This is a genomic window from Enterobacter sp. J49, assembly GCF_002148625.1.
In the GTDB taxonomy this organism is placed as follows: Bacteria; Pseudomonadota; Gammaproteobacteria; order Enterobacterales; family Enterobacteriaceae; genus Enterobacter; species Enterobacter ludwigii.
In genome coordinates this window covers 142,500-169,281 of the sequence record NZ_MWPY01000014.1, presented here as the reverse complement: position 1 = coordinate 169,281, position 26,782 = coordinate 142,500, and the positions used below count along the sequence as shown (strand labels likewise).

The window sequence follows — 26,782 nt, the reverse complement described above, 5'->3', positions numbered from 1 at the left end:
ATTACACCTTCTCCGGCTGTGGAGAAAGCTCCGACAGCATCCTGCGCTTTAAACATTACTTCAGATCAGCCTGAACCTGATGAATTGGCTTAGCCCATGGGTTTTTCGCCTGAACGTCGGCGGGCAGCGTTGCGACAGCACGTTTTGCTTCATCTTTTGAAGCATAAACGCCACTTACCAGCACGTACCACGGCTGACCATTACGGGTCGTCTGATAAACCACATAGTTTTTCAGATTTGTTTTCTTCGCCCAACCGTTGAGGTTGTCATAGTTAGACGAACTGCTCAGCTGCAGCGTGTAATTGCTGGACGGGGCTGACTTCAGCGAACCGACGTTACCTGCAGTCTTGCCTGCTGCGGCGCTGGTTGTTGCCGTCGCTGCAGGTGCAGTTGCAGTAGGTGCAGTTGCAGTTGGTGCCGAAGTGGCAGCCGGTGCCGTGGTGGTCGCCGTTGCTTTCGGTGCAGTCTGCGTAACCGGTGCTTTTGCCGGTTCGCTCACCGTGGCCGTTTCAGTACGTTTTGTCTGAGCCGGCGCTTTCACTTCAGGCGCTTTGACGACTGCCTGAGGTTTGGTTTCACGCTTAGGTTCAATCACAGCCTGCTTACGTTCAGGACGGGTCGCAGGTTGCGTCTGGCGCGGTTTGGTTTCGGTTGCAGCCGTTTGCGGCTGAGCGTTACCACCGCGGATCGGCGCAACGGTCGCAGGTTCAGTTGGCAGCGTAGAGTTAACCACGGCATTGTCCACCTGCGCCTGATTTTGCGGCTGCGTCAGGGCATTGTTCAGGTCGCCCTGAACTTCTACACGCTGCTGGCCTTCCGGCGTGGCAGGTGCCTGACCCTGTGCGGGGGTAGAAGAAACTGGCGGCAGAGAAACATCCTGCGGCTGTGTTGTATTTCCGGCAGTCTGCTCGGCGGAGGTGGTACCCGGCGCTGGCTGTGCACCATTCGCCTGATCGGTCGCATCGTTACCAGAGAGGCTGATGCTCTTCTCAGTGGATGCCGCTTGCTCACCGGAAGGGGTCGAAGGCGCTTTTAGCGCAGAACCAATACCGACAATCAGCAGCACGAGCACCAGAACGCCGAGTCCCATCATGATGTACTGGCGGGAGGCGGGTTTCTGCGCAGCGGCTTTTTTACGTTTACGTGGGCGACGCTCTACAGGCTCTTCGTCCATTGAATCTTCTTCGGACTCATAACCCTCTTCTTCTTCTCGCTCATCACGCGCGTTGCGGCTACGCGAAGGGCGACGATCGTCTGCATCCAGATCAACATCGTCAAAGTTGATCTGCGGCTCGTTATCACGTTCTGAAGATTGACGAGAACGACCAGTACGACGATCGCTGGGATCGGGTTTCAGCTCGTCTTCTGGTTTGAATTCATCCATTTAACACCCCACTCAAAGGCTTATGCCAACGACTTTGCATTTCGCCTGAAGCTAAACGACCACCTGTAACAGTGGCCTGACCTTTCTAGTTGTTACGCCTGCTGACAGTCAGCAATAGCGCCAAGAACCACATCATGCGGCACTCCGCCGCGTACTTCACTCTTCCCTATTGCAAGCGGGAGTACAAGACGCATCTCACCTGCCAATACTTTTTTATCGCGCATCATGTGGGGTAAATACGCTTGTGCCGACATCTCTTTCGGCCCGGTTACCGGCAAGCCCGCACACTCAAGCAGCGTGATGATGCGTGCCGTCTCTTCCGGTTTAAACTGCCCCAGACGTTCAGAAGTGCGGGCAGCCATTACCATTCCGGCAGCGACTGCTTCACCGTGAAGCCAGTTACCGTAACCCATTTCGGCTTCAATCGCGTGACCAAACGTATGCCCAAGATTCAGTAAAGCACGTAAGCCCGTTTCACGCTCGTCTGCAGCGACAACTTCCGCTTTCAGCTCACAACAACGACGAATGCAGTAAGCCAGTTTCGCCTCATCCAGGCGCAGCAACGCATCCATATTCTCTTCCAGCCAGTCAAAGAACTCGCCATCCAGAATAATGCCGTATTTGATCACTTCAGCCAGGCCAGAAGCCAGCTCGCGTTTCGGTAGGGTTTTCAGACAGTCGAGATCCACCACCACCGATGCCGGCTGGTAGAACGCGCCAATCATATTTTTACCGAGCGGATGGTTAACGGCCGTTTTGCCGCCGACAGAAGAGTCGACCTGAGACAGTAACGTGGTAGGGATTTGAATAAAACGCACACCACGTTGATAACTTGCAGCCGCAAAGCCCGTCAGATCGCCCACAACACCGCCGCCCAGGGCAAGCAGTGTTGTATCGCGACCATGCGGTTTTTGCAGCAATGCGGTAAAGACGGTATCCAGTACCGCCAGGCTTTTATACTGCTCGCCATCGGGCAGAATCACACTGTCGACTTTAACGCCCGCCTGTTCAAGCAGGTGGCGAACGCGGTCGAGATAACGCGGAGCCAGCGTCTCATTGGTGACCAGCATCGCCTGATCACCCGCTTTCAGTGGTAAAAAGGAAGCTGGGTCGTTAAACAAACCAGCCGCGATGGTGATTGGGTAACTACGTTCCCCGAGAGTAACTGTAATCCTCTCCATGACGCGACATCCACCTTTAATGCTTTTACCCGCAGGCGATTGTATATAAAGCCAGAATCAGTTGCTTTCCAGCATATGAATAATCTGGTTTGCAACCACTTTAGCGCTCTGATCGTCAGTACGAATGGTCACATCAGCAATCTCTTCGTACAGCGGATTGCGTTCATCGGCCAACGCTTCCAGAACTTCGCGTGGTGGCGTTTCAACCTGCAGCAGCGGGCGCTTTTTATCGCGCTGCGTACGTGCCAGCTGTTTTTCGATGGTCGTCTCGAGATAGACCACTACGCCACGGGCGGAGAGACGGTTGCGGGTTTCGCGAGATTTGACAGAGCCACCGCCTGTTGCCAGAACAATGCCCTGCTTTTCCGTGAGTTCGTTGATCACTTTTTCTTCTCGGTCACGGAAACCTTCTTCGCCTTCTACGTCGAAAACCCAGCCCACATCAGCTCCGGTTCGTTTCTCAATCTCTTGATCAGAATCGTAAAATTCCATATTGAGTTGTTGAGCTAACTGACGCCCAATAGTGCTTTTGCCGGCACCCATAGGCCCAACCAGAAAGATATTGCGTTTCTCTGCCATTTTATCGGTACTACTAAGACTATTCGTTAATGGTAATCCCCGCTTCGCAGACACCCGGCGTAGCAGGACATGAACTGAAACCTCATATGCAATAGAGCGAGAGTCAGACTAAAAATTATCTCAATACTCCGGCTTGTTTGGCAACTGATTAAATCACCGCACCAGACGCATAAGGCAATAAGACGTAAGTCCAACTCAAATCGGTACTCCTTGTATGCTAATTCATGCCCCACGTCAAACATCTGCAACAATCTGAATGCAAAATCATTGGGAGGATCGTGACTCTTCAGCGAATACCGACCAGTCGTGGTGTAATAAACACCACTAACTCCCGTCGTTCATTGTCCTTTCCGTCATGGCGAAAAAGCTGTCCAAGCCACGGGATGCTGCCCAGCCCAGGCACGCGATCGCTTCCGGTTTTATTCTTTTGCGAAAAAATTCCGCCCAGCGCCAGCGTTTCTCCACTTTTTACTTCCACCTGGGTTTCAATTTCTTGTTTATCGATGGCGAGCGTTTCACCATCGGCCTGCTGCAGCACCTGTCCTGGCATATTTTCACTGATGTGCAGCTTCAGGCGTACGCGACCGCCGGGCAGCACCACCGGCGTCACCTCCATGCCTAACACCGCCTCTTTGAATTCCACGGAGGTCGCCCCGCTGTCACCGCTGGAGACCTGATATGGGATCTCACTGCCCTGCTTAATACTGGCCGGTTGCATATGCGAGGCCAGCAGTCGTGGGCTGGCGATGATATCGACCTGCTGCTTTTGCTCCAGCGCCGACAACTCCAGATCCAGCAGCCTGCCGTTAATCCGCCCGATATTAAAACCCACATGGGTGGTGGCGTTTGCCACGGACAGATCGCTGCCAAGCGTTGTGAGTTGCCCGACCTTGCCCGCCTCCGTTGCGTCGGCGAGATTCCACTTCACCCCCAGCTCACGCAGGCTTTTTTCATTGATGGTCACGATATGCGCCGCCAGTTCCACCTGCTCGACAGGGATATCCATCTGTGTCGCCCAGTGCTGCAGCGTATCAAGCACCGCCTGGTTATCCCGTATCAGCAGACGGTTCGTGCGCTTGTCGACAGACAAACTCCCCTTTGGGCTGAGCAATTTTTCCGCCGCTTTTTGCAGCTCCCCGGCGTCAGCGTAAGAAAAAGGTATGCTGTGCGAGACCAGCGGCGCATCAAGCTGTCGGCGTGTCCGCTCCTGCTCTTTGCGTTCCAGCTGTTGACGCTGCCAGGCTGCGGTGTGAACATAAAAAATGCCCCCTTCTTCATGCAGAACAAGCCCGGCGCTGGTGACGACCGTCTGTAGCGCCTGTCGCCAGGGGACGCGTGTCAGATTGAGCGACAGCGTGCCGCTGACATCTGGCGATACCACCAGATTACGGTTCTCCTGTGCGACCAGCGCCTGTAGCACCTGCACCACCGGTACCTCATCCACCACCAGCGTGACCGGCTTTGGCGCGGCGGCCCACAGCGGATGACTGAACGCCAGCAGCCACAGCGTTATCCTTATGTTCATTCTTTTTCGTTCCTTCTCGTTGCCATGTCCATTGTCTGGGTTCACATGCATCCCCCACATCGACGACCAGTTCCCTTTCATTGAGGGCCGTTACCCGCCAGCCCACCGGGAGGCGCTGTTGCGGTGTCAGGCGATGCCAGCGCTTTTGCCCATCCTGTAAAATGCCGGTGTCCTGAGTGCCGCCCACCATCCCGTGGTAATGCCACTGCGCCAGTTGCCCTACCGCACAAGGGTCATCCGGCGGGCGAAAAGGATCCCGCATCCCGGTCACTAACAGGGCGCAACACACCAGCAGGCAACGCGCGCTATTTTGCATGCGGCTCCTCCAGCTCCACCCGCAGGCGTAATGCCGAACCCTGTGCAGAGAGAGCAAAGGCGGCAACCTGAACATCCCACTGCGCCAGCCGGGTGAAAACTGTCGGGATGGCCTGCCATTCGGCATCCAGCGTCAGTTCCCCTCCGTTTTGCAACGGCTTCCAGTGAACCAGTCTTGTGCCCGCCCCCTGAAACTCGAGTGGCGAAAAAGGCGTCATTACCGTGGCTTCACGGGGTGCGTGACGCCGCGGCACCTGACTGGCGGCGGGCCATAGCGAGACATTAGCCTGTGCGGCCTCGCTGACCTGCCGCTGAAGTTCAGCCACCTGCTTTGTTACCGGTCGAAGCACCATGCCCCACGTCGTACTCCCCAGAAAGAGAATGCTCAGACACCAGCACAGCACCCGACATCGGGGGCTGCTTTCGCACCAGCGTTCGAACAAGGTTTCCACGCATTAGCCCTCGCTTCGCAGATGAAAGGTGAACATCCAGCGCCCCTGGTCGTCCTGCTGTAATTCCCCCGTCGGCCCCGGGGTAAACCCCACCATTTTTCCGAGCCCATCCCGCAGAGCAGAGAGCGCGGGGAGTGTTGCGGCATATCCGGTTAACATCAGTGAAGGGGGCTGATAGCGCAGTTCGGTCAGCCAGACCTGGGATGGCATCATCCCGGCAAAGGACTCCAGCACCGGCTGCCAGGCGCGTCGTTGAGGCGCTGGCACGGGCATTGGCGTCTCCGTGCCTGACCTTGTACGAGACACCAGCACCTGCTGCACGGACTGCATGCCCGCCAGTTGAATATGCAGCGCACGCGACATCACGAGAGGGTTCATCCGCAGGCTGAAAACCCCCATCAGTATCAGCAGCCACGTAGCGACAAACAGTACGCCCCAGAATCGCAGGCAGCGCACGCGCCGCTGCCGCCGCCACGGCAGAAAGTTCGTCATGCTCATTCCGGCACCTCACTCATGGCCAGCGCCAGCGCGACGGTATAATCAGCGCCGCATGCCGGCAGAGGAGCATGGCAACGAATCAGCGCGTCCCAGGGGTCTCGCTGGCTATCAAAGAGGGCAATGTCCTGCGGCGTGAGGGCCAGCAGTGCCGCGAGATCGGCCACGTTTTCCGCTTCCGTGGTAAAACGCCGTCCCCACTGATGGCGCATCGCCCACAGCCACTGATGCCCATCCCGCCAGGCGACACACTGCGCCGGCGCTACCGAAGGGAGAAGGTTCGCCAGCGCACTGGCATCCGGGGTGATCGTCACGAGCCGTAAACGCAACATTTTTGCCAGCGTCAGCAGGGGGTGAATCTCGTTGTTTTGTGCAGCGGTGACATGGAATGTATTGCTGAACGTATCCTGCGCATAATCAAAACAGAGCGTGTCAGCAGCCATCTCCAGTTCACGCGCGAGCGTCGCCCCCAGCCAGGAGAGCTGTTCGCTGTCGCGCAGCGCCACGCCCGGACGGGGAAGCGATCGTTGCAGCGTGCGTGCCGCCGGAAATGAGAGAAACACCCGATGGGAGTGTGGCAACGTTTTCCGCCAGTCGCGCAGGGCGTCAACCAGTTGTTCAGGCTGGCAAATTTTGCCATCCCGGATAATCCCTTCGGCCAGAGTGATCGCCCACCAGCGGCACAAACGCCAGCCCGACCGCTCCCGGGCCAGCGCCACTATCTGCACCCTATCCTGTTGAATATGAACGCCTGTTTGCCATGTTTTGAAAGCCATGCTTCACGATCTCCTTATCGCCCGTCAGGTGACGGCTATATCAATGAATCAGGCTTGCCTTTATACTACCGCGCGATTGTTTAGAAACTGCCCAAGTGAAACCAAATGGGAAATCTCCGGTGAAGTTCGTAAAGTATTTATTAATCCTTGCAGTCTGTTGCATTCTGCTGGGAGCAGGCTCGATTTATGGTTTGTACAAATATATTGAGCCGCAGCTGCCTGATGTCGCTACGCTTCGCGATGTGCGACTCCAGATCCCGATGCAGGTCTACAGCGCCGATGGCGAGTTAATGGCGCAGTACGGCGAAAAGCGTCGTATCCCGCTGACCTTAAATCAAATTCCGCCCGTGATGGTCAAAGCCTTTATCGCTACCGAGGACAGCCGTTTTTACGAGCACCACGGTGTCGATCCGGTGGGGATTTTCCGTGCTGCAAGTATTGCGCTGTTCTCCGGTCATGCCTCTCAGGGGGCAAGTACCATTACACAGCAGCTGGCGCGTAACTTCTTCCTTAGCCCAGAAAAGACCCTGACCCGTAAGATCAAAGAGGTGTTCCTTGCGATCCGTATTGAGCAGTTGTTGAGCAAAGACGAGATCCTTGAGCTGTACCTCAATAAAATCTACCTCGGCTACCGCGCCTACGGTGTTGGTGCGGCCGCGCAGGTGTACTTTGGTAAACCTGTCGAGCAGCTGACGTTAAGCGAAATGGCGACCATTGCCGGTCTGCCTAAAGCGCCATCGACCTTCAACCCGCTCTACTCGCTTGAACGCGCTACGGCGCGTCGTAACGTCGTCCTGTCACGTATGCTGAGCGAAGGCTATATCAGCCAGAGCGAGTACGAACAGGCGCGCAACGATGTCATCGATGCCAACTACCATGCGCCGGAGATTGCCTTCTCTGCCCCTTATCTCACCGAAATGGTGCGTCAGGAGATGGTGAGCCGCTACGGCGATAAAGCCTACGAAGATGGCTACCGCGTTTACACCACCGTGACCCGCAACGTTCAGCAGGCGGCTCAGGAAGCGGTGCGTAACAACGTGATGGATTACGACATGCGCCACGGTTATCGCGGCCCGTCGAATGTGCTGTGGAAAGTCGGCGAAAGCGCCTGGGACAGCAAAAAAATCACCAGTACGCTGAAAGCGCTGCCCACCTATGGCCCGCTCCTTCCCGCCGTGGTGACTCAGGCCGATCCGCAGGAAGCGGTGGCAACGCTGGCGGATGGAACGTCTGTCTCCCTGCGTATGGACGGGATCCGTTGGGCTCGCCCGTACCGCTCAGACACCCTGCAAGGCCCGACGCCGCGTAAAGTGACGGATGTCGTCCAGACCGGACAGCAAATCTGGGTACGCAAGGTGGGCGACAGCTGGTGGCTGGCGCAGGTGCCAGACGTTAACTCGGCCCTGGTGTCCATCAATCCGCAGAACGGTGCCGTGCTGGCCCTGGTCGGTGGGTTCGATTTTAACCAGAGCAAATTTAACCGCGCCACCCAGGCGTTGCGTCAGGTTGGCTCTAACATCAAGCCGTTCCTCTACACCGCAGCCATGGATAAGGGACTGACTCTCGCCAGTATCCTGAACGACGTGCCTATCTCCCGCTGGGATGCTGGTGCCGGTTCTGACTGGCAGCCGAAGAACTCACCGGCGGAATATTCAGGCCCTATTCGTCTTCGTCAGGGTCTTGGGCAGTCGAAAAACGTGGTGATGGTGCGCGCAATGCGTGCGATGGGTGTCGACTATGCCGCGGAATATCTGCAACGCTTCGGTTTCCCGGCTCAGAACATCGTGCGCACCGAATCGCTGGCGTTAGGGTCTGCGTCCTTTACGCCGCTTCAGGTGGCGCGGGGGTACTCGGTGATGGCTAACGGCGGCTTCCTGATTGACCCGTACTTCATCAGTAAAATCGAGAACGACCAGGGTGGCGTGCTGTTTGAAGCGAAGCCGAAAATTGCCTGCCCTGACTGCGATATTCCGGTCATTTACGGCAATACACCAAAATCTGAGGTGATTGAAAACAAAGACATGGAAGACGTTGCCGTGTCTCAGGAGCAGACGAACCCTGTGTTGCCGCAGCCGCAGCTGGAACAGGCTAACCAGTCGCTGGTAGCGCAGAGCGGGGCGCAGGAGTATGCACCGCATGTCATCAACACGCCGCTGTCGTTCCTGATAAAGAGCGCGCTGAACACCAACATCTTCGGCGAACCTGGCTGGCAAGGGACCGGCTGGCGGGCAGGACGTGATTTACAGCGCCATGATATCGGCGGTAAAACGGGGACAACAAACAGCTCGAAAGATGCGTGGTTCTCCGGTTACGGCCCGGGCGTGGTGACGTCAGTCTGGATCGGTTTTGACGATCATCGCCGTGATTTAGGCCGCACCACGGCTTCAGGCGCGATTAAAGATCAGATTTCTGGCTACGAAGGCGGCGCGAAGAGTGCGCAACCGGCCTGGGATGCCTATATGAAATCCGTGCTGGAAGGCGTTCCGGAGCAACCGCTGACGCCACCACCGGGCGTGGTTACCGTCAATATCGACCGCAGCACCGGGCAGCTCGCCAATGGCGGCAATAGCCGTGCAGAGTATTTCATCGAGGGCACGCAGCCAACCACACAGGCGGTGCATGAGGTGGGTACAGAAATCATTGATAACGGCGAAACGCACGAGTTGTTCTAACGGGCAACGTAAAAACGGCAACCTCAGGTTGCCGTTTTTTTTGTTCTCTCACACGTTGTAGACATCAGGCTGTTATAACCGCCCCTGCCCCTTCAGCCATTCGCGTACCAGGAACAGCGCGCTCACGTTGCGGGCCTCGTTAAAGTCAGGGTCTTCGAGCAGGTCCATCATATGGGCCAGCGGCCAGCGAACCTGTGGCAGTGGCTCCGGCTCGTCCCCTTCCAGCGATTCTGGATAGAGATCCTCAGCAACCACAATGTTCATTTTGCTGGAAAAATAGGAGGGTGCCATGCTCAGTTTTTTCAGGAACGTCAGTTCGTTCGCGCCAAAACCGACCTCTTCTTTCAACTCGCGATTGGCCGCCTCAAAGACCGTTTCACCAGGATCGATGAGCCCTTTCGAGAACCCAAGTTCGTAAGATTCGGTTCCCACGGCATACTCGCGGATTAAGATCAGATGGTCGTCGACGACAGGAACAATCATCACCGCTTCGCGCGAAGAAGGGCGCATACGTTCGTAAACGCGACGCACACCGTTGCTGAACTCCAGATCCACACTTTCGACATTAAACAGGCGCGATTTTGCGACTGTTTCAACATTCAGAATGGTGGGTTTTTGTAGTGGTTTGCTCATCGTGATGGGGTCTTAGCAGTGGGAACTGGCTTTATTGTGCGATACGCCGCACGGTTTCGGCAATGTCAATTGTTCTGTATTTACATTTATGCAACGTAACAGGAATCAATCCTCAATTCAAAACAAATGTCAAGAGGTTGAAATGTTTCCAGGAATTTGCTGATATCGCGCCATAACAGGCTTTGCTATCATCATCGGTCACTGGGATGCGCTTCAGAATGCTCAAGTTCGACTCCATACTTGCCGATAGCCAACCACAGACTCTCATTCAATGTTAAAGGTGCTACTGACTACACCTGTAAGAAGATAAGTAAGATGGGGAAAGCATGAGCACCATTTTGATTGTTCTCGCTGCTATGCTGGCCGGCGCATTGGTTGCAGGGTGGGTATACAGGCGTCGCGTAAGGCGTCGTTACCGGCTGCCCTTTTTAAACGCCTTTGCCGGTGCGACGACGCGTAAACTGACGCAAGAAGAGCGCGATGCAGTAGAAAACTATCTCGAAACACTGAACCGTTCTCAGTTAACACCTGGGCCGACGGGGGCAACTGCTGCGCCGGTGGCGCTCAAGTTAAATGCGCAAAGTGACACAGTGCTCTGTGTGACGCGCTCCATCACCCGCTATGGCATCACCACAGACGATCCCAATAAATGGCGCTATTACCTGGATTCGGTTGAAGTGCATCTGCCCCCGTCCTGGGAGCAGTACATCAATGACGAAAACAGCGTAGAGCTGATCCATACCGATTCGTTGCCGCTGGTTATCTCGCTCAACGGCCATACGTTGAATGAATATCTTCAGGAAGCCCCGCGTTTTGCGCTGGAACGCGCAAGCTCAACGCAGGCCTCCATTCGTGGCGAAGAGACAGAGCAGATCGAGCTGCTGAACATTCGCCAGGAGACGCATGAAGAGTACGCCCTGAGCCGCCCTGACGGCATTCGCGAAGCGATTCTGATCGTGGCCGCGTTCCTGCTCTTTTTCATCTGCCTGCTGACGCCGGATGTGTTTGTCCCCTGGCTGGCTGGCGGTGCCGTACTGTTGCTGGCAGCCGGACTGTGGGGGCTCTTTGCCCCGCCGGCAAAAACCTCGCTACGTGAGATCCACTGCCTGCGCGGTACCCCTAAGCGCTGGGGTCTGTTCGGTGAGAGTGACCAGGAGCACCTCAATAATATCTCGCTCGGTATTATCGATCTTATCTACCCGCGCCACTGGCAGCCGTGGATTGCCCAGGATTTAGGTCAGAAAACCGATATCGATATCTACCTTGACCGCCATGTGGTGCGCCAGGGGCGCTTTTTATCCCTGCATGATGAAGTAAAAAATTTCCCGCTTCAGCACTGGTTACGCAGTGCGGTCATTGCCGGAGGGGCAGCGCTGGTCTTTATCATGCTTCTGCTGTTTGTCCCGCTGGATATGCCCATTAAATTTACCCTGTCATGGATAAAAGGGGCGCAAACCATTGAGGCAACCAGCGTCAACCAACTGGACGAGGCTGGCGTGCGGGTCGGTGATACGCTGCGCCTGAAGGGCACCGGGATGTGTAACATTCATACGCCTGGCGCATGGAATACGCGTCAGAGCTCGCCGTTCATGCCGTTCGATTGCTCACAAATTATCTGGAATGATGCGCCGCCGCTGCCGCTGCCTGAATCTGAGGTTGTCAATAAAGCCACGTCGCTTACCCAGACGGTCAACCGCCAGCTGCACCCGAAACCCGATGACGACTCGCGCGTGAGCCCTGCCCTGCGCTCGGCCATTCAGAAATCGGGGATGGTGCTTCTGGACGACTTTGGTGACATCGTTCTGAAAACGCAGGATTTGTGTTCCGCTCAGGACGAATGCGTACGTCTCAAAAACGCCCTTGTGAACCTGGGTAACAGTAAAGACTGGGATTCGCTGGTGAAACGCGCGGAAGCAGGCCGGCTGGATGGCGTTAACGTGCTGCTGCGTCCGGTCAGCGCCGAGTCGCTGGATAATCTGGTCGCCACGTCAACCGCACCCTTCGTGATGCGCGAAACCACCCGCGCGGCGCAGGCGCTGAACAGCCCGGCACCGGGCGGCTTTGTGATCGTCAGTGATGAAGGGAGCGACCTGGTCGATCAGCCATACCCGCAGGTCGCACTTTATGACTACCCGGCTCAGGAACAGTGGGGCCAGTTCCAGCGCCTGGCGCAGATGCTGATGCAGACGCCGTTTAGCGCGGAAGGGATTGTGACGAGTATCTTTACCGATGCCAACGGCACGCGCCACATCGGCCTGCACCGCATGCCGGACAGCGCAGGCCTGTGGCGCTACATCGGCACCTCGCTGCTGATGATTGCGATGCTGGTATGCATTTGCTGGAACGGTTTTATGGCGCTGCGTCGCTATCAGCGCTCACGCACCAGGCTTGCCGACATCCAGCAGTATTACGAAAATTGCCTTAACCCTAAGCTGATCCCCTCCTCTGAGAGCCTGATCTGATAACGTCGATGCGCGACAAGATGTGCTACCCTGTCGCGCACGTTTCTTCAGGCTGGAGTTCCCCCTTATGCATCTTGATATCGCCTGGCAGGAGGTTGATACCGTTCTGCTGGATATGGACGGCACGCTGCTCGATCTCGCCTTTGATAACTATTTCTGGCAAAAGCTGGTTCCGGAAACCTATGGTGAACAGCAGGGGATCTCCCCGGCAGAAGCGCAGGAATTCATTCGTTCGCAATATAGCGCGGTGCAGCATACGCTAAACTGGTACTGTCTTGACTACTGGAGCGAGCGCCTCGGTTTGGATATTTGTGCCATGACCACCGCCCAGGGCCCGCGCGCCGTACTGCGTGAGGATACCGTGCCTTTTCTGGATGCGCTGAAAGCGAGCGGCAAGCGCCGTATCTTGCTGACCAACGCCCATCCTCACAATCTGGCCGTGAAGCTGGAGCATACGGGTCTTGCTTCGCACCTTGATTTATTACTTTCCACCCACACATTTGGTTATCCGAAAGAGGATCAGCGGTTGTGGCATGCGGTGGCGGAAGAGACCGGTTTGCAGCCGGAACGTACGCTGTTTATTGATGACAGCGAGCCTATTCTGGATTCCGCGGCCAGGTTTGGCATTCGCTATTGTCTGGGCGTTACCAACCCTGACTCAGGCCTGGCTGAAAAAAGCTATCTGCGCCATCCGGGGCTGAACGACTATCGCCAGATGATCCCCTCACTGACCGTGAAGGAGAGGCCATGAAAGAAAAACCCTCTGAAGGGGTAAGACTGGATAAATGGCTGTGGGCGGCCCGTTTTTATAAAACGCGCGCCCTTGCCCGCGACATGATTGACGGCGGTAAAGTGCATTACAACGGCCAGCGCAGCAAACCGAGCAAGCTGGTCGAACTGAATGCCACCTTAACGCTGCGTCAGGGCAACGATGAACGTACCGTGGTGATTAAAGCCATTACTGAACAACGACGGCCCGCAACCGAAGCCGTCCTGCTGTATGAAGAGACGGCTGAGAGCATTGAAAAACGCGAGAAGACCGCGCTAGCGCGCAAAATGAATGCGCTGACAATGCCCCACCCGGACCGGCGTCCGGATAAAAAAGAGCGCCGCGATCTGATGAAATTTAAACACGGTGAGACCGAGTAACCCTCACCTGCACGAGAGACTATTATGGCCCAACACGACCAATTACACCGCTATCTGTTTGAACAATTCGCCGTGCGCGGCGAGCTGGTCACCGTATCCGAAACCTGGAAACAGATTCTGGAAAACCACAACTACCCGCTGCCGGTGAAAACCCTGTTGGGCGAACTGCTGGTTGCCACCAGCCTGCTGACTGCCACCCTGAAATTTGCCGGGGATATCACCGTGCAGTTGCAGGGTGATGGCCCTATGACCCTGGCGGTCATCAACGGTAATAACCAGCAGCAGATGCGCGGCGTGGCGCGCGTACAGGGCGATGTTCCTGAAAACGCGGACCTGAAAACGCTGGTGGGTAATGGCTATCTGGTCATCACCATCTCCCCGGAGGAAGGTGAGCGCTATCAGGGCGTGGTTGGCCTCGAAGGCGATACGCTGGCGGCCTGCCTGGAAGATTACTTCATGCGTTCTGAACAGCTGCCGACGCGTCTGTTCATCCGCACCGGTGAAGTAGACGGTCAGCCTGCTGCTGGCGGTATGCTGCTGCAGGTTCTGCCTGCGCAGGACGCGCAGACCAACGACTTCGAGCACCTCGCGACTCTGACGGAAACCGTCAAAGCAGAAGAGCTGTTCACCCTGTCGGCGACCGATGTCCTGTGGCGTCTTTATCACGAAGAAGAAGTGACGGTTTACGACCCACAGTCGGTGGAATTTAAGTGCACCTGTTCACGTGAACGCTGCGCTGGCGCGCTGAAGACCCTGCCGGATGAAGAGATCGACAGCATCATGGCGGAAGACGGCGAAATCGATATGCACTGTGACTACTGCGGTACGCACTACGTGTTCAATTCGATGGATATTGCTGAGATCCGCAACAACGCCTCCCCGGCGGATCCTCAGGTCCACTAAGCAAAGCCTGCCCTCACCTTGCCCTCTCCCTTTTGCGAGAGGGCAAAGTGCAAAAAAGCCCTCTCTGGCTGAATCGTTTTTAACACTGTAACTCTTACGTAATTTTCTTACGTGTATGCGATTACATTCACATTCCTTCCGATAAAATCACCAGCCATTAACCTTTTCGGAACATTTTCCCCAACCAAAAAGCGATTCCTGCGATAATCCGCCTGCCCTGTGACTGGAGTCGCAGCGTTTTCCGTTAGTAAGGGTTTTGTCCAGATGCGTAAATCTATGAGCCCCGTCGCGGTTAACAACCTCACAAAAACCCTACAATTTCAGACAGTACATATTGGCTAAGGAGCAGTGATATGCGTGTTACTGGTTTAACCCCGCAAGATCTCAAGGCTTATGGTATTCACGACGTCCAGGAAATCGTCTACAACCCCGATTACGATACGCTGTATCAGGAAGAGCTCAATCCAGCACTGGAAGGATACGAGCGAGGTGTGTTGACTAACCTTGGTGCTATCGCCGTCGATACCGGTATCTTTACCGGTCGTTCGCCGAAAGATAAATACATCGTCCGAGACGAGACCACCCGCGACACACTGTGGTGGGCTGATAAAGGCAAAGGGAAGAACGATAACAAACCGCTCTCTCCGGAAACCTGGCAGCATCTGAAAGGGCTCGTTACCCATCAACTTTCCGGCAAGCGTCTGTTTATCGTTGATGCTTTCTGCGGCGCTAACGCCGATACCCGCCTTTCCGTGCGGTTTATCACTGAAGTGGCCTGGCAGGCGCATTTCGTGAAAAACATGTTTATTCGTCCTGACGACGAAGAGCTGCAGGATTTCACCCCTGACTTCATCGTGATGAACGGGGCGAAATGCACGAACCCACAGTGGAAAGAGCAGGGTCTTAACTCCGAAAACTTCATCGCCTTTAACCTGACCGAGCGTATTCAGCTGATCGGCGGTACCTGGTACGGCGGCGAAATGAAGAAAGGGATGTTCTCGGTGATGAACTACCTGCTGCCGCTGCGCGGTATCGCCTCCATGCACTGTTCGGCAAACGTCGGTGAAAAAGGGGATGTGGCGGTGTTCTTCGGCCTGTCCGGCACCGGTAAAACCACCCTTTCTACCGATCCGAAACGTCGTCTGATTGGCGATGACGAGCACGGCTGGGATGATGACGGCGTGTTTAACTTCGAAGGGGGCTGCTACGCGAAGACCATTCGCCTGTCTGAAGAAGCGGAGCCAGATATCTTCCATGCCATCCGCCGCGATGCGCTGCTGGAAAACGTCACCGTACGTGCCGATGGAACGATCGACTTCGACGATGCCTCGAAAACCGAAAACACCCGCGTGTCTTACCCTATCTACCACATCGACAACATCGTGAAGCCGGTGTCAAAAGCGGGCCACGCGACGAAGGTGATTTTCCTGACGGCAGATGCGTTCGGCGTGTTGCCTCCGGTGTCCCGCCTGACCGCCAGCCAGACGCAGTACCACTTCCTGTCTGGTTTTACCGCCAAACTGGCCGGTACCGAGCGCGGCGTGACGGAGCCAACGCCAACCTTCTCCGCCTGCTTCGGCGCAGCGTTCCTGTCGCTGCACCCGACGCAGTACGCGGAAGTGCTGGTCAAACGCATGCAGGCGTCCGGTGCACAGGCGTACCTGGTGAATACCGGCTGGAACGGCACCGGCAAACGTATCTCCATCAAAGATACCCGCGCCATTATCGACGCCATTCTGGATGGTTCACTCGATAACGCCGAAACCTTCACGCTGCCGATGTTTGATCTGGCAATCCCGACGGCGCTGCCGGGCGTAGAGACCCGTATTCTCGACCCACGCAATACCTACGGTTCACCGGAGCAGTGGCGTGAGAAAGCAGAATCGCTGGCGAAACTGTTTATTGAGAACTTCGAGAAGTATACCGATACCCCGGCAGGTGAAGCGCTGGTGAGTGCGGGTCCGAAGCTGTAACAGCTGACACGACCTGCAAAAAAAAGGGTGGCTTTTGCCACCCTTTTTTAACTCTCTCTCACCTGCCCGCGCGTCACCGGCACCGGTAACCATGCGCGAATGCTTAAACCGCCCCGCTCACTGGTCCCAATCTCCAGCAAGCCGTTATGGTTATCTACAATACGCTGCACAATCGCCAGGCCTAAGCCGGTTCCGCTGGTACTGCGCGCGCTATCGCCCCGCACAAACGGCTGGAACAGATGCTTACGCTGCTCTGGCTTAATGCCCGGACCGTCATCTTCCACCTGGAACCAGGCGCGGTTGAGCTCAGACCCGCTGCTGACTTTAATCCAGCCATTGCCATAACGGGCCGCGTTAACCACCATATTGGCCACCGCACGTTTAATGGAAAGCGGGTGCATCCGCACCTGAATTTCACCGGCCTGCAGGTCGGTATCGATTTCCCGCTCGTAGCCGCTTTCCGCCGCGACCACTTCACCGAGTACCGCATTCAGATCGGCCATCTCCATCGGCATTTCCTGCCCGGTACGCAGGTAGTCAATGAACTGCTCGATGATGGCGTTACACTCTTCGATGTCCTTGTTAATGGACTCCGCAAGATAACCATCCTCTTCGCCCATCATCTCCGTCGCCAGGCGGATACGCGTGAGCGGCGTGCGCAGGTCATGACTCACGCCCGCCATCAGCAGCGTACGGTCGTCTGCCAGTTGCTTCACGCCGGCCGCCATATGGTTAAAGGCCCGCGTCACGGAACGCACTTCTGAGGCGCCGTACTCACGCAGTGGCGGGGGGATAATCCCTTTACCGACCTGCAGCGCAGCGTGCTCCAGGTCGACCAGCGGTCGGTTCTGTATACGAATAAACAGCCACGCGCCGCCTATCGCCAGCAGCATAATGGCAAGGGTGTAGCGGAACAGCGGTGAGAAGTCACCCTGGTGAATTTCGGTCAGCGGGACGCGCACCCAGATATTGGGTGACAGCCACGTTTTCAGCCAGACGACCGGCGAGCTTTTGTTGACCTCAACGCGCACTTCCGTCGGGCCACCTAACTGCTGCGCCATCTGCTGGCTGAGGAACTCATAATGCTGCGCCCAGCGCAGGCCAGCATCTTCTGCCGCTTCGTTGGAGTAAAGCGAAATACCCAGCTCACGGTAAATTTCACGGCGAAACGCCGGGGGAACAACTAACTGCGTGCCGTCCTCCAGTTGCAGTTTATCGGTCATCAGCATACGCACTTCGTATGCCAGAACCTTATTGAACTGCTGGAGGCTCGGCAGGATCGCAAAGTTCAGCACCACCAGATAGGTTGTCACCAGGCTGACGAACAGCAGGGTGACAATCAGTAACAGCGTACGGGCAAATGAGCTTCGCGGAGAGAAGCGCATTCGCCTCATGCTTTAGCGCCGTCCGGGACAAACACGTAGCCCAGACCCCATACGGTCTGAATATAACGAGGATGCGCCGGATCTTCCTCCACCATGCGGCGCAGACGGGAGATCTGCACGTCAATGGAACGTTCCATTGCGGAGTATTCACGGCCGCGCGCCAGGTTCATCAGCTTGTCACGTGAAAGCGGCTCACGCGGGTGGCTGACCAGCGCTTTCAGCACCGCGAACTCACCGCTGGTGAGCGGCATAGGTTCATCTTCACGGAACATCTCACGGGTACCGAGATTCAGCTTGAACTTACCAAACGCAATCACCGCTTCTTCCTGCGACGGTGCGCCAGGCAGTTCGTTCGCCTGACGGCGCAGCACGGCGCGAATACGGGCCAGCAGTTCACGCGGGTTGAACGGTTTTGGAATGTAGTCGTCAGCGCCGATTTCCAGACCAACGATGCGGTCAACCTCTTCCCCTTTCGCCGTCACCATGATGATCGGCATAGGGTTGCTCTGGCTACGCAGACGACGACAGATGGAAAGCCCGTCTTCACCAGGCAGCATCAGGTCGAGTACCATAAGATGGAATGATTCGCGGGTCAGCAGACGGTCCATCTGCTCAGCGTTGGCCACGCTACGAACCTGGAAGCCCTGCTCGGTCAGATAACGCTCAAGCAGCGCACGCAGGCGCATGTCGTCATCCACGACCAGAATTTTGTAGTTCTCTTGCATTGTGTGTACTCCCAAAGGTTCGGATAGTCTAATAACAGCGTATTCTAAAAAAGTGCACGTGTTCGACCAGCTAATTCTGGTATAAATTCTAGTCGAAATTGTTACAAAGCATATTTAACAGCAGCTTATCTGCACATTTCATCACATAAATCATTATTAACGTTGTCTGTTAGACTACGTGATACGTAATGTGCGCAAAGAATGCAATGATGTCGAGTCTTAAGGTCACCCCATGAAAACGCCCCTGATCACCCGCGAAGGGTATGAGAAACTCAAAAAAGAGATGGATTACCTGTGGCGCGAAGAGCGTCCTGAAGTGACCAAGAAAGTGACCTGGGCCGCAAGCCTGGGCGATCGCAGTGAAAATGCTGACTACCAGTACAACAAAAAACGGTTACGTGAAATCGACCGCCGGGTCCGCTATCTGACCAAATGCCTTGAGAACCTCAAAATAGTGGATTACTCCCCACAGCAGGAAGGCAAAGTGTTTTTCGGCGCGTGGGTCGAGATTGAGAACGACGATGGCGACACCCTGCGTTTTCGTATCGTCGGCTATGACGAAATTTTTGGTCGTAAGGATTACATCTCTATCGACTCACCAATGGCCCGTGCGCTGCTGAAAAAGGAAGTGGGCGATTTGGCCGTCGTGCAGACCCCTGGCGGCGAAGCCAGCTGGTACGTCAACGAAATTACGTACGTTAAATAGTCCGAGAGCGCCCTCCGCGGCTGGCATTTTGCCGTGTCAGCCCGTATAACTATCCCCTGATTTTTTCGACTCAACAGATGATAAAGCCATGATGAAAGATTCGCTCTGCCGCATTATTGCGGGTGAACTTCAGGCCAGAGCCGAACAGGTAGAAGCTGCCGTTCGCCTGCTTGATGAAGGGAACACCGTGCCGTTTATTGCACGTTATCGTAAGGAAGTCACCGGCGGTCTGGATGACACGCAGCTGCGTAACCTGGAGACCCGTCTCGGTTACCTGCGTGAACTGGAAGACCGTCGTCAGGCGATCCTCAAATCCATCGGCGAACAGGGAAAACTGACCAGCGAGCTGGAAACCGCAATCAACGGCACCCTGAGCAAAACCGAACTCGAAGACCTTTATCTGCCGTACAAACCGAAGCGCCGCACCCGTGGACAGATTGCCATTGAGGCAGGCCTGGAGCCGCTGGCCGAACTGCTGTGGAACGAACCGTCCCACGATCCGGAAACCGAAGCCGCGAAGTTTATCGATGCCGATAAAGGGGTCGCAGACACCAAAGCCGCACTCGACGGCGCGCGCTATATTCTGATGGAGCGTTTCTCCGAAGATGCCGCCCTGCTCGCGAAAGTGCGTGACTATCTGTGGAAAAACGCCCACATCGTCTCTACCGTGGTCAGCGGGAAAGAGGAAGAAGGCGCCAAGTTCCGCGATTATTTCGATCATCACGAACCCATCTCTACCACCCCTTCACACCGCGCGCTGGCGATGTTCCGCGGCCGCAACGAAGGCGTGCTCCAGCTCTCCCTGAATGCCGACCCACAGTTTGACGAGCCACCAAAAGAGAGCCACTGCGAGCAGATCATTATCGACCACCTCGGCCTGCGCCTGAACAACGCGCCGGCAGACAGCTGGCGCAAAGGCGTGGTGAGCTGGACGTGGCGCATCAAGGTGCTAATGCACCTCGAAACCGAACTGATGGGCACCGTGCGTGAACGCGCCGAAGACGAAGCAATCAACGTCTTCGCCCGTAACCTGCACGACCTGCTGATGGCCGCACCTGCCGGCCTGCGCGCCACCATGGGTCTCGATCCGGGTCTGCGTACCGGCGTAAAAGTGGCCGTGGTTGACGGTACCGGCAAGCTGGTGGCTACCGACACCATTTATCCGCATACCGGCCAGGCGGCGAAGGCTGCCGTCGTGGTTGCGGCGCTGTGCGAGAAATACAACGTGGAGCTGGTGGCCATCGGCAACGGTACGGCCTCCCGTGAAACCGAGCGTTTCTACCTCGACGTGCAGAAACAGTTCCCGAAAGTCACCGCACAGAAAGTGATTGTCAGCGAGGCGGGCGCTTCCGTCTATTCGGCGTCTGAACTGGCCGCCCTGGAGTTCCCGGACCTGGACGTTTCCCTGCGCGGTGCGGTTTCTATCGCCCGTCGTCTGCAGGATCCGCTGGCGGAGCTGGTTAAGATCGACCCGAAATCCATCGGCGTCGGCCAGTATCAGCATGACGTGAGCCAGACTCAGCTGGCCCGTAAGCTGGATGCGGTCGTGGAAGACTGCGTAAACGCCGTCGGCGTTGACCTGAACACGGCCTCTGTTCCCCTGCTGACCCGCGTGGCGGGCTTAACCCGCATGATGGCGCAAAACATCGTTGCCTGGCGTGATGAGAACGGCCAGTTCCAGAACCGCCAGCAGTTGCTGAAGGTGAGCCGTCTGGGGCCAAAAGCGTTTGAGCAGTGCGCGGGCTTCCTGCGCATCAACCACGGCGATAACCCGCTGGATGCCTCAACCGTTCACCCGGAAGCGTACCCGGTAGTGGAACGCATTCTGGCCGCAACCCAGCAGGCGCTGAAAGACCTGATGGGCGACAGCAGCGCGCTGCGCAACCTGAAGGCGGTCGATTTTACCGACGAACAGTTCGGGGTGCCGACGGTCACGGACATCATCAAAGAGCTGGAAAAACCGGGCCGCGATCCGCGTCCTGAGTTTAAAACCGCGACCTTCGCCGACGGCGTTGAAACCATGAATGACCTGCTTCCAGGCATGGTACTCGAAGGGGCGGTCACTAACGTCACCAACTTTGGCGCGTTTGTCGATATCGGCGTGCATCAGGATGGTCTGGTCCACATCTCTTCCCTTGCCGATAAATTCGTTGAAGATCCGCATACCGTGGTCAAAGCGGGCGACATTGTGAAGGTGAAGGTGATGGAAGTGGATCTGCAGCGTAAGCGTATCGCCCTGACGATGCGTCTGGACGAGCAGCCAGGTGAAACCAACGCGCGCCGCGGCAGTAACGGCGGCGGACGCGAGCAGCAGCGCCCGGCCGCAAAAGCGGCGAAGCCACGCGGACGTGACGCCCAGCCTGCGGGCAACAGCGCCATGATGGATGCGCTGGCGGCAGCAATGGGTAAGAAACGCTAACCGCATAAAAAAGGCCCGGTGATGCGTCACTCACCGGGCCGATATCCCGCCGAAATTAATTGTAAAATATGAAACCGGTTGTATATCTATATTTCAACTATCAGTGATCACACTATTAACAAATAAGCCTTTCCTCTCCCTGCCGCAGAATCAGTAAATATTGAGCAAGGTCAAACAGGCCGTAAATTAATACCGCAAACAACATTCCGTCACAGTTTTATTATTGCTGATAAAAACTATTCTCATTATCATCCCATAGTAGATATTTTAACCTCTCGTGGAATCAGGCATTATGCAATTCACTCCAGACAGTGCATGGAAAATTACCGGTTTTACCCACGAAATTAGCCCGGCCTACCGACAAAAGCTGCTGTCGCTGGGCATGCTGCCCGGCTCGTCATTTCAGGTCGTGCGCGTCGCCCCGTTAGGTGATCCGGTGCATATCGAAACCCGACGCGTAAATCTGGTATTGCGTAAAAAAGATCTCGCATTAATAGAAGTCGAAGCCTTATCCCGATAACAAGCCAGCGGTTTCAGTGAGTCCAGAAAAATGAAAAAATTAACTATTGGCTTAATTGGCAATCCTAATTCCGGCAAGACAACGCTATTTAACCAGCTCACGGGTGCGCGCCAGCGCGTCGGTAACTGGGCTGGCGTAACGGTTGAACGTAAAGAAGGCCTGTTCTCAACAACAGATCACCAGGTCACGCTGGTTGACCTGCCCGGCACGTACTCCTTAACCACGATCTCCTCGCAAACTTCGCTCGATGAGCAGATTGCCTGCCACTATATTCTTAGCGGCGACGCGGATCTGCTCATCAACGTGGTTGATGCCTCAAACCTTGAGCGTAACCTCTACCTGACGCTGCAGCTGCTGGAGCTGGGCATTCCCTGCATCGTGGCGCTCAACATGCTCGACATTGCAGAGAAACAGAAACTGCGTATCGACGTCGATGCCCTCTCCGCACGGCTGGGGTGCCCGGTCGTTCCGCTGGTGTCGACGCGCGCCCGCGGTATTGATGCCCTGAAACTGGCTATCGATCGCCACGCGGGAAATCGTAACGTTGAGCTGGTGCACTACGCCCAGCCGCTCCTGCGCGAAGCGGAACTGCTGGCGCAAGAGATGGACAAAAGCATGCCCGCGAAACAGCGCCTGTGGCTCGGCCTGCAAATGCTGGAAGGGGATATCTACAGCCGCGCCTATGCTGGTCATGCGGCAGATAAACTGGACGTGGTCCTCGCCCGTCTGAGCGACGAGCTGGATGACCCGGCCCTGCATATCGCTGATGCTCGCTATCAGGCCATCGCCGCGATTTGCGACGTGGTCAGTAACGCCCTGACGGCGGAACCGAGCCGCTTCACCGCGGCCGTGGATAAGGTTGTGCTTAACCGCTTCCTCGGTTTGCCGGTCTTCTTGCTGGTGATGTACCTGATGTTCTTGCTCGCCATTAACATTGGTGGCGCACTCCAGCCGATTTTCGATGCCGGTTCCGTTGCTATCTTTGTTCATGGCATTCAGTGGGTGGGTTACACCCTGCATTTCCCGGAATGGCTGACCATCTTCCTTGCCCAGGGGATTGGCGGTGGTATCAACACCGTACTGCCTCTGGTGCCGCAAATCGGCATGATGTATCTGTTCCTCTCCTTCCTTGAGGATTCCGGTTACATGGCGCGCGCCGCCTTCGTCATGGATCGCCTGATGCAGGCGCTCGGTCTGCCAGGCAAATCCTTCGTGCCGCTGATCGTGGGCTTCGGCTGTAACGTGCCCTCGGTTATGGGTGCCCGTACGCTGGATGCACCGCGTGAACGTCTGATGACCATTATGATGGCACCGTTTATGTCCTGCGGTGCGCGACTGGCTATCTTCGCGGTCTTTGCCGCGGCCTTCTTTGGGCAGCAGGGGGCGCTGGCGGTCTTCTCGCTGTACGTGCTGGGTATCGTCATGGCCATTCTCACGGGGCTGATGCTGAAACACACCATCATGCGCGGCGAAGCGTCGCCGTTCGTTATGGAACTGCCGGTCTACCACGTCCCCCATCTTAAAAGCCTGGTGATCCAGACCTGGCAGCGCCTGAAAGGCTTCGTCCTGCGTGCCGGTAAAGTGATTGTTATCGTGAGTATTTTCCTGAGCGCGCTGAACAGCTTCACCCTGAGCGGACAGGCTGCGGATAACATCAACGACTCCGCCCTCGCCTCCGTCAGCCGCGTCATAACCCCGGTCTTCAAACCGATTGGCGTCCATGACGATAACTGGCAGGCGACCGTCGGTCTGTTCACCGGTGCGATGGCGAAAGAGGTGGTCGTCGGGACCCTGAATACGCTCTACACCGCGGAGAACATCCAGGAGCAAGCGTTCAATCCGGCAGAGTTTAATCTCGGTAACGAACTGCTGGGCGCCGTCGAAGAGACATGGCAGAGCCTGAAAGACACCTTTAGCCTGAGCGTGCTGGCGAACCCTATCGAGGCCAGTAAAGGTGACGGCGAAATGGCAACGGGTGCCATGGGCGTGATGAGCGAGAAATTTGGCAGCGCCTCTGCGGCCTACAGCTACCTCATCTTTGTTCTGCTCTATATTCCGTGCATCTCCGTCATGGGCGCGATTGCCCGCGAGTCCAGCCGTGGCTGGATGGGCTTCTCCATTCTGTGGGGGCTCAACATCGCGTACTCGCTGGCGACGCTCTTTTATCAGACCGTTAACTTTAGCCAGCACCCGCGGTATAGCCTGGTGTGCATCCTGGCGGTTGTGCTGTTTAACGTGCTCGTTCTCGGCCTGCTACGCCGGGCACGCAGCCGGGTTGATATCAACCTGCTGGCAAACCGCAAAACGGCTGCCACCTGCTGCAACAGCCCGGCGGGCGACTGTCACTAAGGGGTAAGCCATGGCATCGTTGATTCAGGTACGTGACCTGCTGGCGTTACAAGGGCGAATGGAGGCGAAACAGCTGAGCCTCACCCTGCATACGCCGCAGCCGATGATCGATGCCATGCTGGAAAGACTGGAAGCCATGGGAAAAGCGGTGCGTATTCAGGAAGAAGCGGAGGGCTGCCTGTCCGGCAGTTGTAAAAGCTGCCCGGAAGGAAAAGCCTGCCTCAGAGAGTGGTGGGCACTGCGCGCATAAAGCCGGGCATCGCTGCCCGGCATTATCGTATTACTTATAGACGTCCGCCGTTGCGCGAACGTTTTTGGTCTGTTTTTCTGCACTGGTGACGACGTAGTACTTCCCACCCAGCTCATCCGCTTTCTTAGACAGCTCTCTTTTGGCGTCCATCGGCGCGGTCGTGTCAGACGTAGAAATCTCACCAACTTTGGTCAGATTCATCCCGGCAACTTTATCTTTTTCCAGCTCTTGTGCCGCAAAGGCGCCAAATGAAAGTGACCCAATAACCAGAGAAGTGACGATACCTGTAACAAGTTTCATAGCCTGACTCTCCATAGGATTGTTGTTTTGATTATCGTAGGCAGAACAACCGCAACGACATCTGGAGTATGGTTGCGGTGTGAAACTTTTTCCAGGCTGGATAGAAAATAATCAGTCTAAACGTTGACTTAACGCAATCAGCGCTGAACAAAACTCCGCCGGATGAGAGATAAACGGTGCATGCGCGGCTTTGTTTATCACCAGAGACTCACTTTGTGGCCAGAGTGAATCCAGTACTGGAACCACTTTGCGCGGCACCAGCCCGTCGAGGTAGCCGTAGATACGCAGGTGCGGCATCGCCAGCGCGGCCAGCGGCTCACGCAAATCGACGGTTTTGAGGATCTCAAGCCCCCCGTTAAGCACCTCAACGTCCGGCATCGGCAGGGAAAGCACGGTCTGCTTCAGCGCTCTGGCATCCTGACGCGCGGTGTCGGTTCCCATTGTCTGCAGGGCCAGGAAACGCTCAACGGTCCGCTGGAAGTCTTCGCTCAGCTGTTTCTGGAACCCGGCCAGCACATCCGGTTTTATGCCCGGCCAGTCGTCCTTTGCACTGAAGCACGGTGACGAGGCTACCGTGACCAGCGCACGCACGCGCTCGGGATGGGTCAACGCAATCTGGCTCGCCACCAGCCCGCCCAGGCTCCAGCCCAGCCAGATGGCGTGTTGCGGCGCAGCGTCCAGCACCTGCTGCGCCATCTCCTCGACCGACATTGCCCCAAAGCCGCGACTGCGGCCAAAGCCCGGTAAATCCACCAGATGCAGGGTAAATTGCGAGGCGAGTTCCCCGGTTATGCAATTCCATACTTCGGCATTCAGGCCCCATCCGTGCAGCAGCACAAGATGGCAATTTCCCGTCCCTACGGTCTGCCACCACAGCGTCTTCATCAGTTACTGTTCTCTTTTTTCACATGGAGGTTGCACATGTTAACAGTGCCTGGCTTGTGCTGGCTATGCCGGATGCCGCTTGCCCTCAGCGCATGGGGCGTCTGCTCCGTTTGCACCCGCTCGCTGAAAAGGCAGGCGATGACGTGTCCGCAGTGTGGGCTAAATGCCACCGGGCGAGACGTTCCCTGCGGTCGCTGCATGAAAAAAGCGCCGCCGTGGTGTGCCCTGGTGGCTGTGGATGATTATGTTGCGCCGTTAAGCGGCCTTATACATGCGCTGAAGTTTGCCGGCCAGAGTGTGCTGGCGCGTCCCCTCGCCCGCCTGTTACTGCTGGCCGTTTTGCAGGCGCGACGCACCCGCGGCCTGCCGAACATCGACATGGTGGTCAACGTGCCTTTATACCGTCGCCGACACTGGCGACGCGGCTACAACCAAAGTGACCTGCTTTGCCGCCCGCTCGCGCGATGGCTCGGTTGCCGTTACGACGCCCGTGCGCTCAAACGCGTCCATAATACGGCCATCCAGCATCAGCTCACGGCCCGGCTTCGCAAAAGGAACCTCAAAAATGCCTTTCGTCTTGAATTCCCGGTCAAAGGCCTCCATATCGCGATTGTGGATGATGTCGTCACCACAGGCAGTACCGTTGCTGAACTTTCCCGACTGCTTTTGCAAAGCGGCGCCGCGTCGGTTCAGGTATGGTGTCTGTGCCGTACCTTGTAGCCCTTCTTCAATGGGCGTATGATT

General features: G+C 56.3%; 25 protein-coding genes. 12 read left to right on the top strand and 13 right to left on the bottom strand.

The genetic code is table 11. The features are described from left to right. Positions 1 to 55 precede the first annotated feature (55 nt). The 8 genes from damX to BJP35_RS01095 form a co-directional block, all read right to left on the bottom strand. Positions 56 to 1,384 (bottom strand): cell division protein DamX, encoded by a 1,329-nt coding sequence (gene damX, locus BJP35_RS01135; RefSeq protein WP_047366225.1) that lies wholly within the window; start codon positions 1,382 to 1,384, stop codon positions 56 to 58. A 92-nt stretch (positions 1,385 to 1,476) separates the two neighbouring features. Continuing rightward, positions 1,477 to 2,565 (bottom strand): 3-dehydroquinate synthase, encoded by a 1,089-nt coding sequence (aroB, locus tag BJP35_RS01130; RefSeq protein WP_086462864.1) that lies wholly within the window; start codon positions 2,563 to 2,565, stop codon positions 1,477 to 1,479. Between the two features lie 57 nt (positions 2,566 to 2,622). Beyond that, complete coding sequence (aroK, locus tag BJP35_RS01125; RefSeq protein ID WP_003861630.1) at positions 2,623 to 3,144, bottom strand: shikimate kinase AroK; 522 nt, start codon at positions 3,142 to 3,144, stop codon at positions 2,623 to 2,625. Positions 3,145 to 3,430: 286 nt separating this feature from the next. Next, complete coding sequence (gene hofQ / locus BJP35_RS01115) at positions 3,431 to 4,669, bottom strand: DNA uptake porin HofQ (protein ID WP_086462863.1); 1,239 nt, start codon at positions 4,667 to 4,669, stop codon at positions 3,431 to 3,433. Beyond that, positions 4,581 to 4,985 carry a HofP DNA utilization family protein gene (locus BJP35_RS01110; protein ID WP_072049757.1) on the bottom strand — a complete coding sequence of 135 codons (405 nt, stop codon included), beginning with the start codon at positions 4,983 to 4,985 and terminating at the stop codon, positions 4,581 to 4,583. The genes hofQ and BJP35_RS01110 overlap by 89 nt, the downstream gene beginning before the upstream one ends. Next, positions 4,975 to 5,436, bottom strand: coding sequence for a hypothetical protein (locus BJP35_RS01105; RefSeq protein WP_044866195.1), 462 nt, complete (start codon positions 5,434 to 5,436; stop codon positions 4,975 to 4,977). Before BJP35_RS01105 ends, BJP35_RS01110 begins: the two co-directional genes overlap by 11 nt. Before the next feature lie 3 nt (positions 5,437 to 5,439). Beyond that, on the bottom strand, positions 5,440 to 5,934 hold the full coding sequence (locus BJP35_RS01100) for a PilN domain-containing protein (RefSeq protein ID WP_086462862.1): 495 nt from the start codon (positions 5,932 to 5,934) through the stop codon (positions 5,440 to 5,442). Beyond that, complete coding sequence (locus BJP35_RS01095; RefSeq protein ID WP_086462861.1) at positions 5,931 to 6,707, bottom strand: DNA utilization protein HofM; 777 nt, start codon at positions 6,705 to 6,707, stop codon at positions 5,931 to 5,933. Before BJP35_RS01095 ends, BJP35_RS01100 begins: the two co-directional genes overlap by 4 nt. Before the next feature lie 119 nt (positions 6,708 to 6,826). Between BJP35_RS01095 and mrcA the strand changes: the two genes are divergently transcribed. Then, positions 6,827 to 9,379 carry a peptidoglycan glycosyltransferase/peptidoglycan DD-transpeptidase MrcA gene (gene mrcA / locus BJP35_RS01090; protein ID WP_020884575.1) on the top strand — a complete coding sequence of 851 codons (2,553 nt, stop codon included), beginning with the start codon at positions 6,827 to 6,829 and terminating at the stop codon, positions 9,377 to 9,379. Between the two features lie 72 nt (positions 9,380 to 9,451). Here mrcA and nudE read toward each other — a convergent pair whose 3' ends face one another. After that, positions 9,452 to 10,012 (bottom strand): ADP compounds hydrolase NudE, encoded by a 561-nt coding sequence (gene nudE / locus BJP35_RS01085; RefSeq protein ID WP_014171956.1) that lies wholly within the window; start codon positions 10,010 to 10,012, stop codon positions 9,452 to 9,454. A gap of 326 nt (positions 10,013 to 10,338) precedes the next feature. On the opposite strand from nudE, the gene BJP35_RS01075 reads away from it, so the two are divergent. The 5 genes from BJP35_RS01075 to pckA all read left to right on the top strand — a co-directional run bounded on the left by BJP35_RS01075 (position 10,339) and on the right by pckA (position 16,499). Continuing rightward, complete coding sequence (locus tag BJP35_RS01075; protein WP_047742585.1) at positions 10,339 to 12,474, top strand: intracellular growth attenuator family protein; 2,136 nt, start codon at positions 10,339 to 10,341, stop codon at positions 12,472 to 12,474. Between the two features lie 67 nt (positions 12,475 to 12,541). Continuing rightward, positions 12,542 to 13,225 carry a GMP/IMP nucleotidase gene (gene yrfG, locus BJP35_RS01070; RefSeq protein WP_025202858.1) on the top strand — a complete coding sequence of 228 codons (684 nt, stop codon included), beginning with the start codon at positions 12,542 to 12,544 and terminating at the stop codon, positions 13,223 to 13,225. Continuing rightward, positions 13,222 to 13,623 (top strand): ribosome-associated heat shock protein Hsp15, encoded by a 402-nt coding sequence (gene hslR / locus BJP35_RS01065; protein ID WP_020884572.1) that lies wholly within the window; start codon positions 13,222 to 13,224, stop codon positions 13,621 to 13,623. Before yrfG ends, hslR begins: the two co-directional genes overlap by 4 nt. A gap of 24 nt (positions 13,624 to 13,647) precedes the next feature. After that, entirely contained in the window at positions 13,648 to 14,526 is an 879-nt protein-coding gene (gene hslO, locus BJP35_RS01060) for an Hsp33 family molecular chaperone HslO (RefSeq protein ID WP_014171960.1), read from the top strand. A gap of 353 nt (positions 14,527 to 14,879) precedes the next feature. Continuing rightward, positions 14,880 to 16,499, top strand: a complete 1,620-nt coding sequence (gene pckA / locus BJP35_RS01055) for a phosphoenolpyruvate carboxykinase (ATP) (RefSeq protein ID WP_032680145.1) — start codon at positions 14,880 to 14,882, stop codon at positions 16,497 to 16,499. Between the two features lie 47 nt (positions 16,500 to 16,546). Here the strand turns inward: pckA and envZ are convergent, their stop codons facing one another. Then, positions 16,547 to 17,893, bottom strand: coding sequence for a two-component system sensor histidine kinase EnvZ (gene envZ, locus BJP35_RS01050; protein WP_014171962.1), 1,347 nt, complete (start codon positions 17,891 to 17,893; stop codon positions 16,547 to 16,549). Then, entirely contained in the window at positions 17,890 to 18,609 is a 720-nt protein-coding gene (gene ompR, locus BJP35_RS01045) for a two-component system response regulator OmpR (protein WP_006177890.1), read from the bottom strand. Before ompR ends, envZ begins: the two co-directional genes overlap by 4 nt. A gap of 232 nt (positions 18,610 to 18,841) precedes the next feature. Between ompR and greB the strand changes: the two genes are divergently transcribed. From greB to feoC, 5 genes are all read left to right on the top strand, one after another. After that, positions 18,842 to 19,315: a transcription elongation factor GreB gene (gene greB / locus BJP35_RS01040; RefSeq protein ID WP_014171964.1), complete on the top strand. Its 474-nt coding sequence runs from the start codon at positions 18,842 to 18,844 to the stop codon at positions 19,313 to 19,315. Between the two features lie 88 nt (positions 19,316 to 19,403). Beyond that, positions 19,404 to 21,734, top strand: coding sequence for a Tex family protein (locus BJP35_RS01035; protein ID WP_025202857.1), 2,331 nt, complete (start codon positions 19,404 to 19,406; stop codon positions 21,732 to 21,734). 292 nt (positions 21,735 to 22,026) lie between these two features. Beyond that, entirely contained in the window at positions 22,027 to 22,254 is a 228-nt protein-coding gene (gene feoA, locus BJP35_RS01030; protein ID WP_020884570.1) for a ferrous iron transporter A, read from the top strand. Between the two features lie 30 nt (positions 22,255 to 22,284). Next, the gene (feoB, locus tag BJP35_RS01025; RefSeq protein WP_086462860.1) at positions 22,285 to 24,603 is read left to right on the top strand and encodes a Fe(2+) transporter permease subunit FeoB; all 2,319 of its coding nucleotides are present in this window, start codon (positions 22,285 to 22,287) and stop codon (positions 24,601 to 24,603) included. A gap of 10 nt (positions 24,604 to 24,613) precedes the next feature. Then, complete coding sequence (gene feoC / locus BJP35_RS01020) at positions 24,614 to 24,853, top strand: [Fe-S]-dependent transcriptional repressor FeoC (protein WP_014171968.1); 240 nt, start codon at positions 24,614 to 24,616, stop codon at positions 24,851 to 24,853. A 30-nt stretch (positions 24,854 to 24,883) separates the two neighbouring features. Here feoC and BJP35_RS01015 read toward each other — a convergent pair whose 3' ends face one another. Both BJP35_RS01015 and bioH read right to left on the bottom strand, forming a co-directional pair. After that, positions 24,884 to 25,153, bottom strand: a complete 270-nt coding sequence (locus BJP35_RS01015) for a YdgH/BhsA/McbA-like domain containing protein (RefSeq protein WP_020884569.1) — start codon at positions 25,151 to 25,153, stop codon at positions 24,884 to 24,886. 111 nt (positions 25,154 to 25,264) lie between these two features. After that, positions 25,265 to 26,038, bottom strand: coding sequence for a pimeloyl-ACP methyl ester esterase BioH (bioH, locus tag BJP35_RS01010; RefSeq protein ID WP_040018212.1), 774 nt, complete (start codon positions 26,036 to 26,038; stop codon positions 25,265 to 25,267). Positions 26,039 to 26,074: 36 nt separating this feature from the next. On the opposite strand from bioH, the gene gntX reads away from it, so the two are divergent. Beyond that, a complete protein-coding gene (gntX, locus tag BJP35_RS01005) occupies positions 26,075 to 26,758 on the top strand; it encodes a DNA utilization protein GntX (protein ID WP_086462859.1) in 684 nt (227 codons plus the stop codon). Positions 26,759 to 26,782 lie beyond the last annotated feature (24 nt).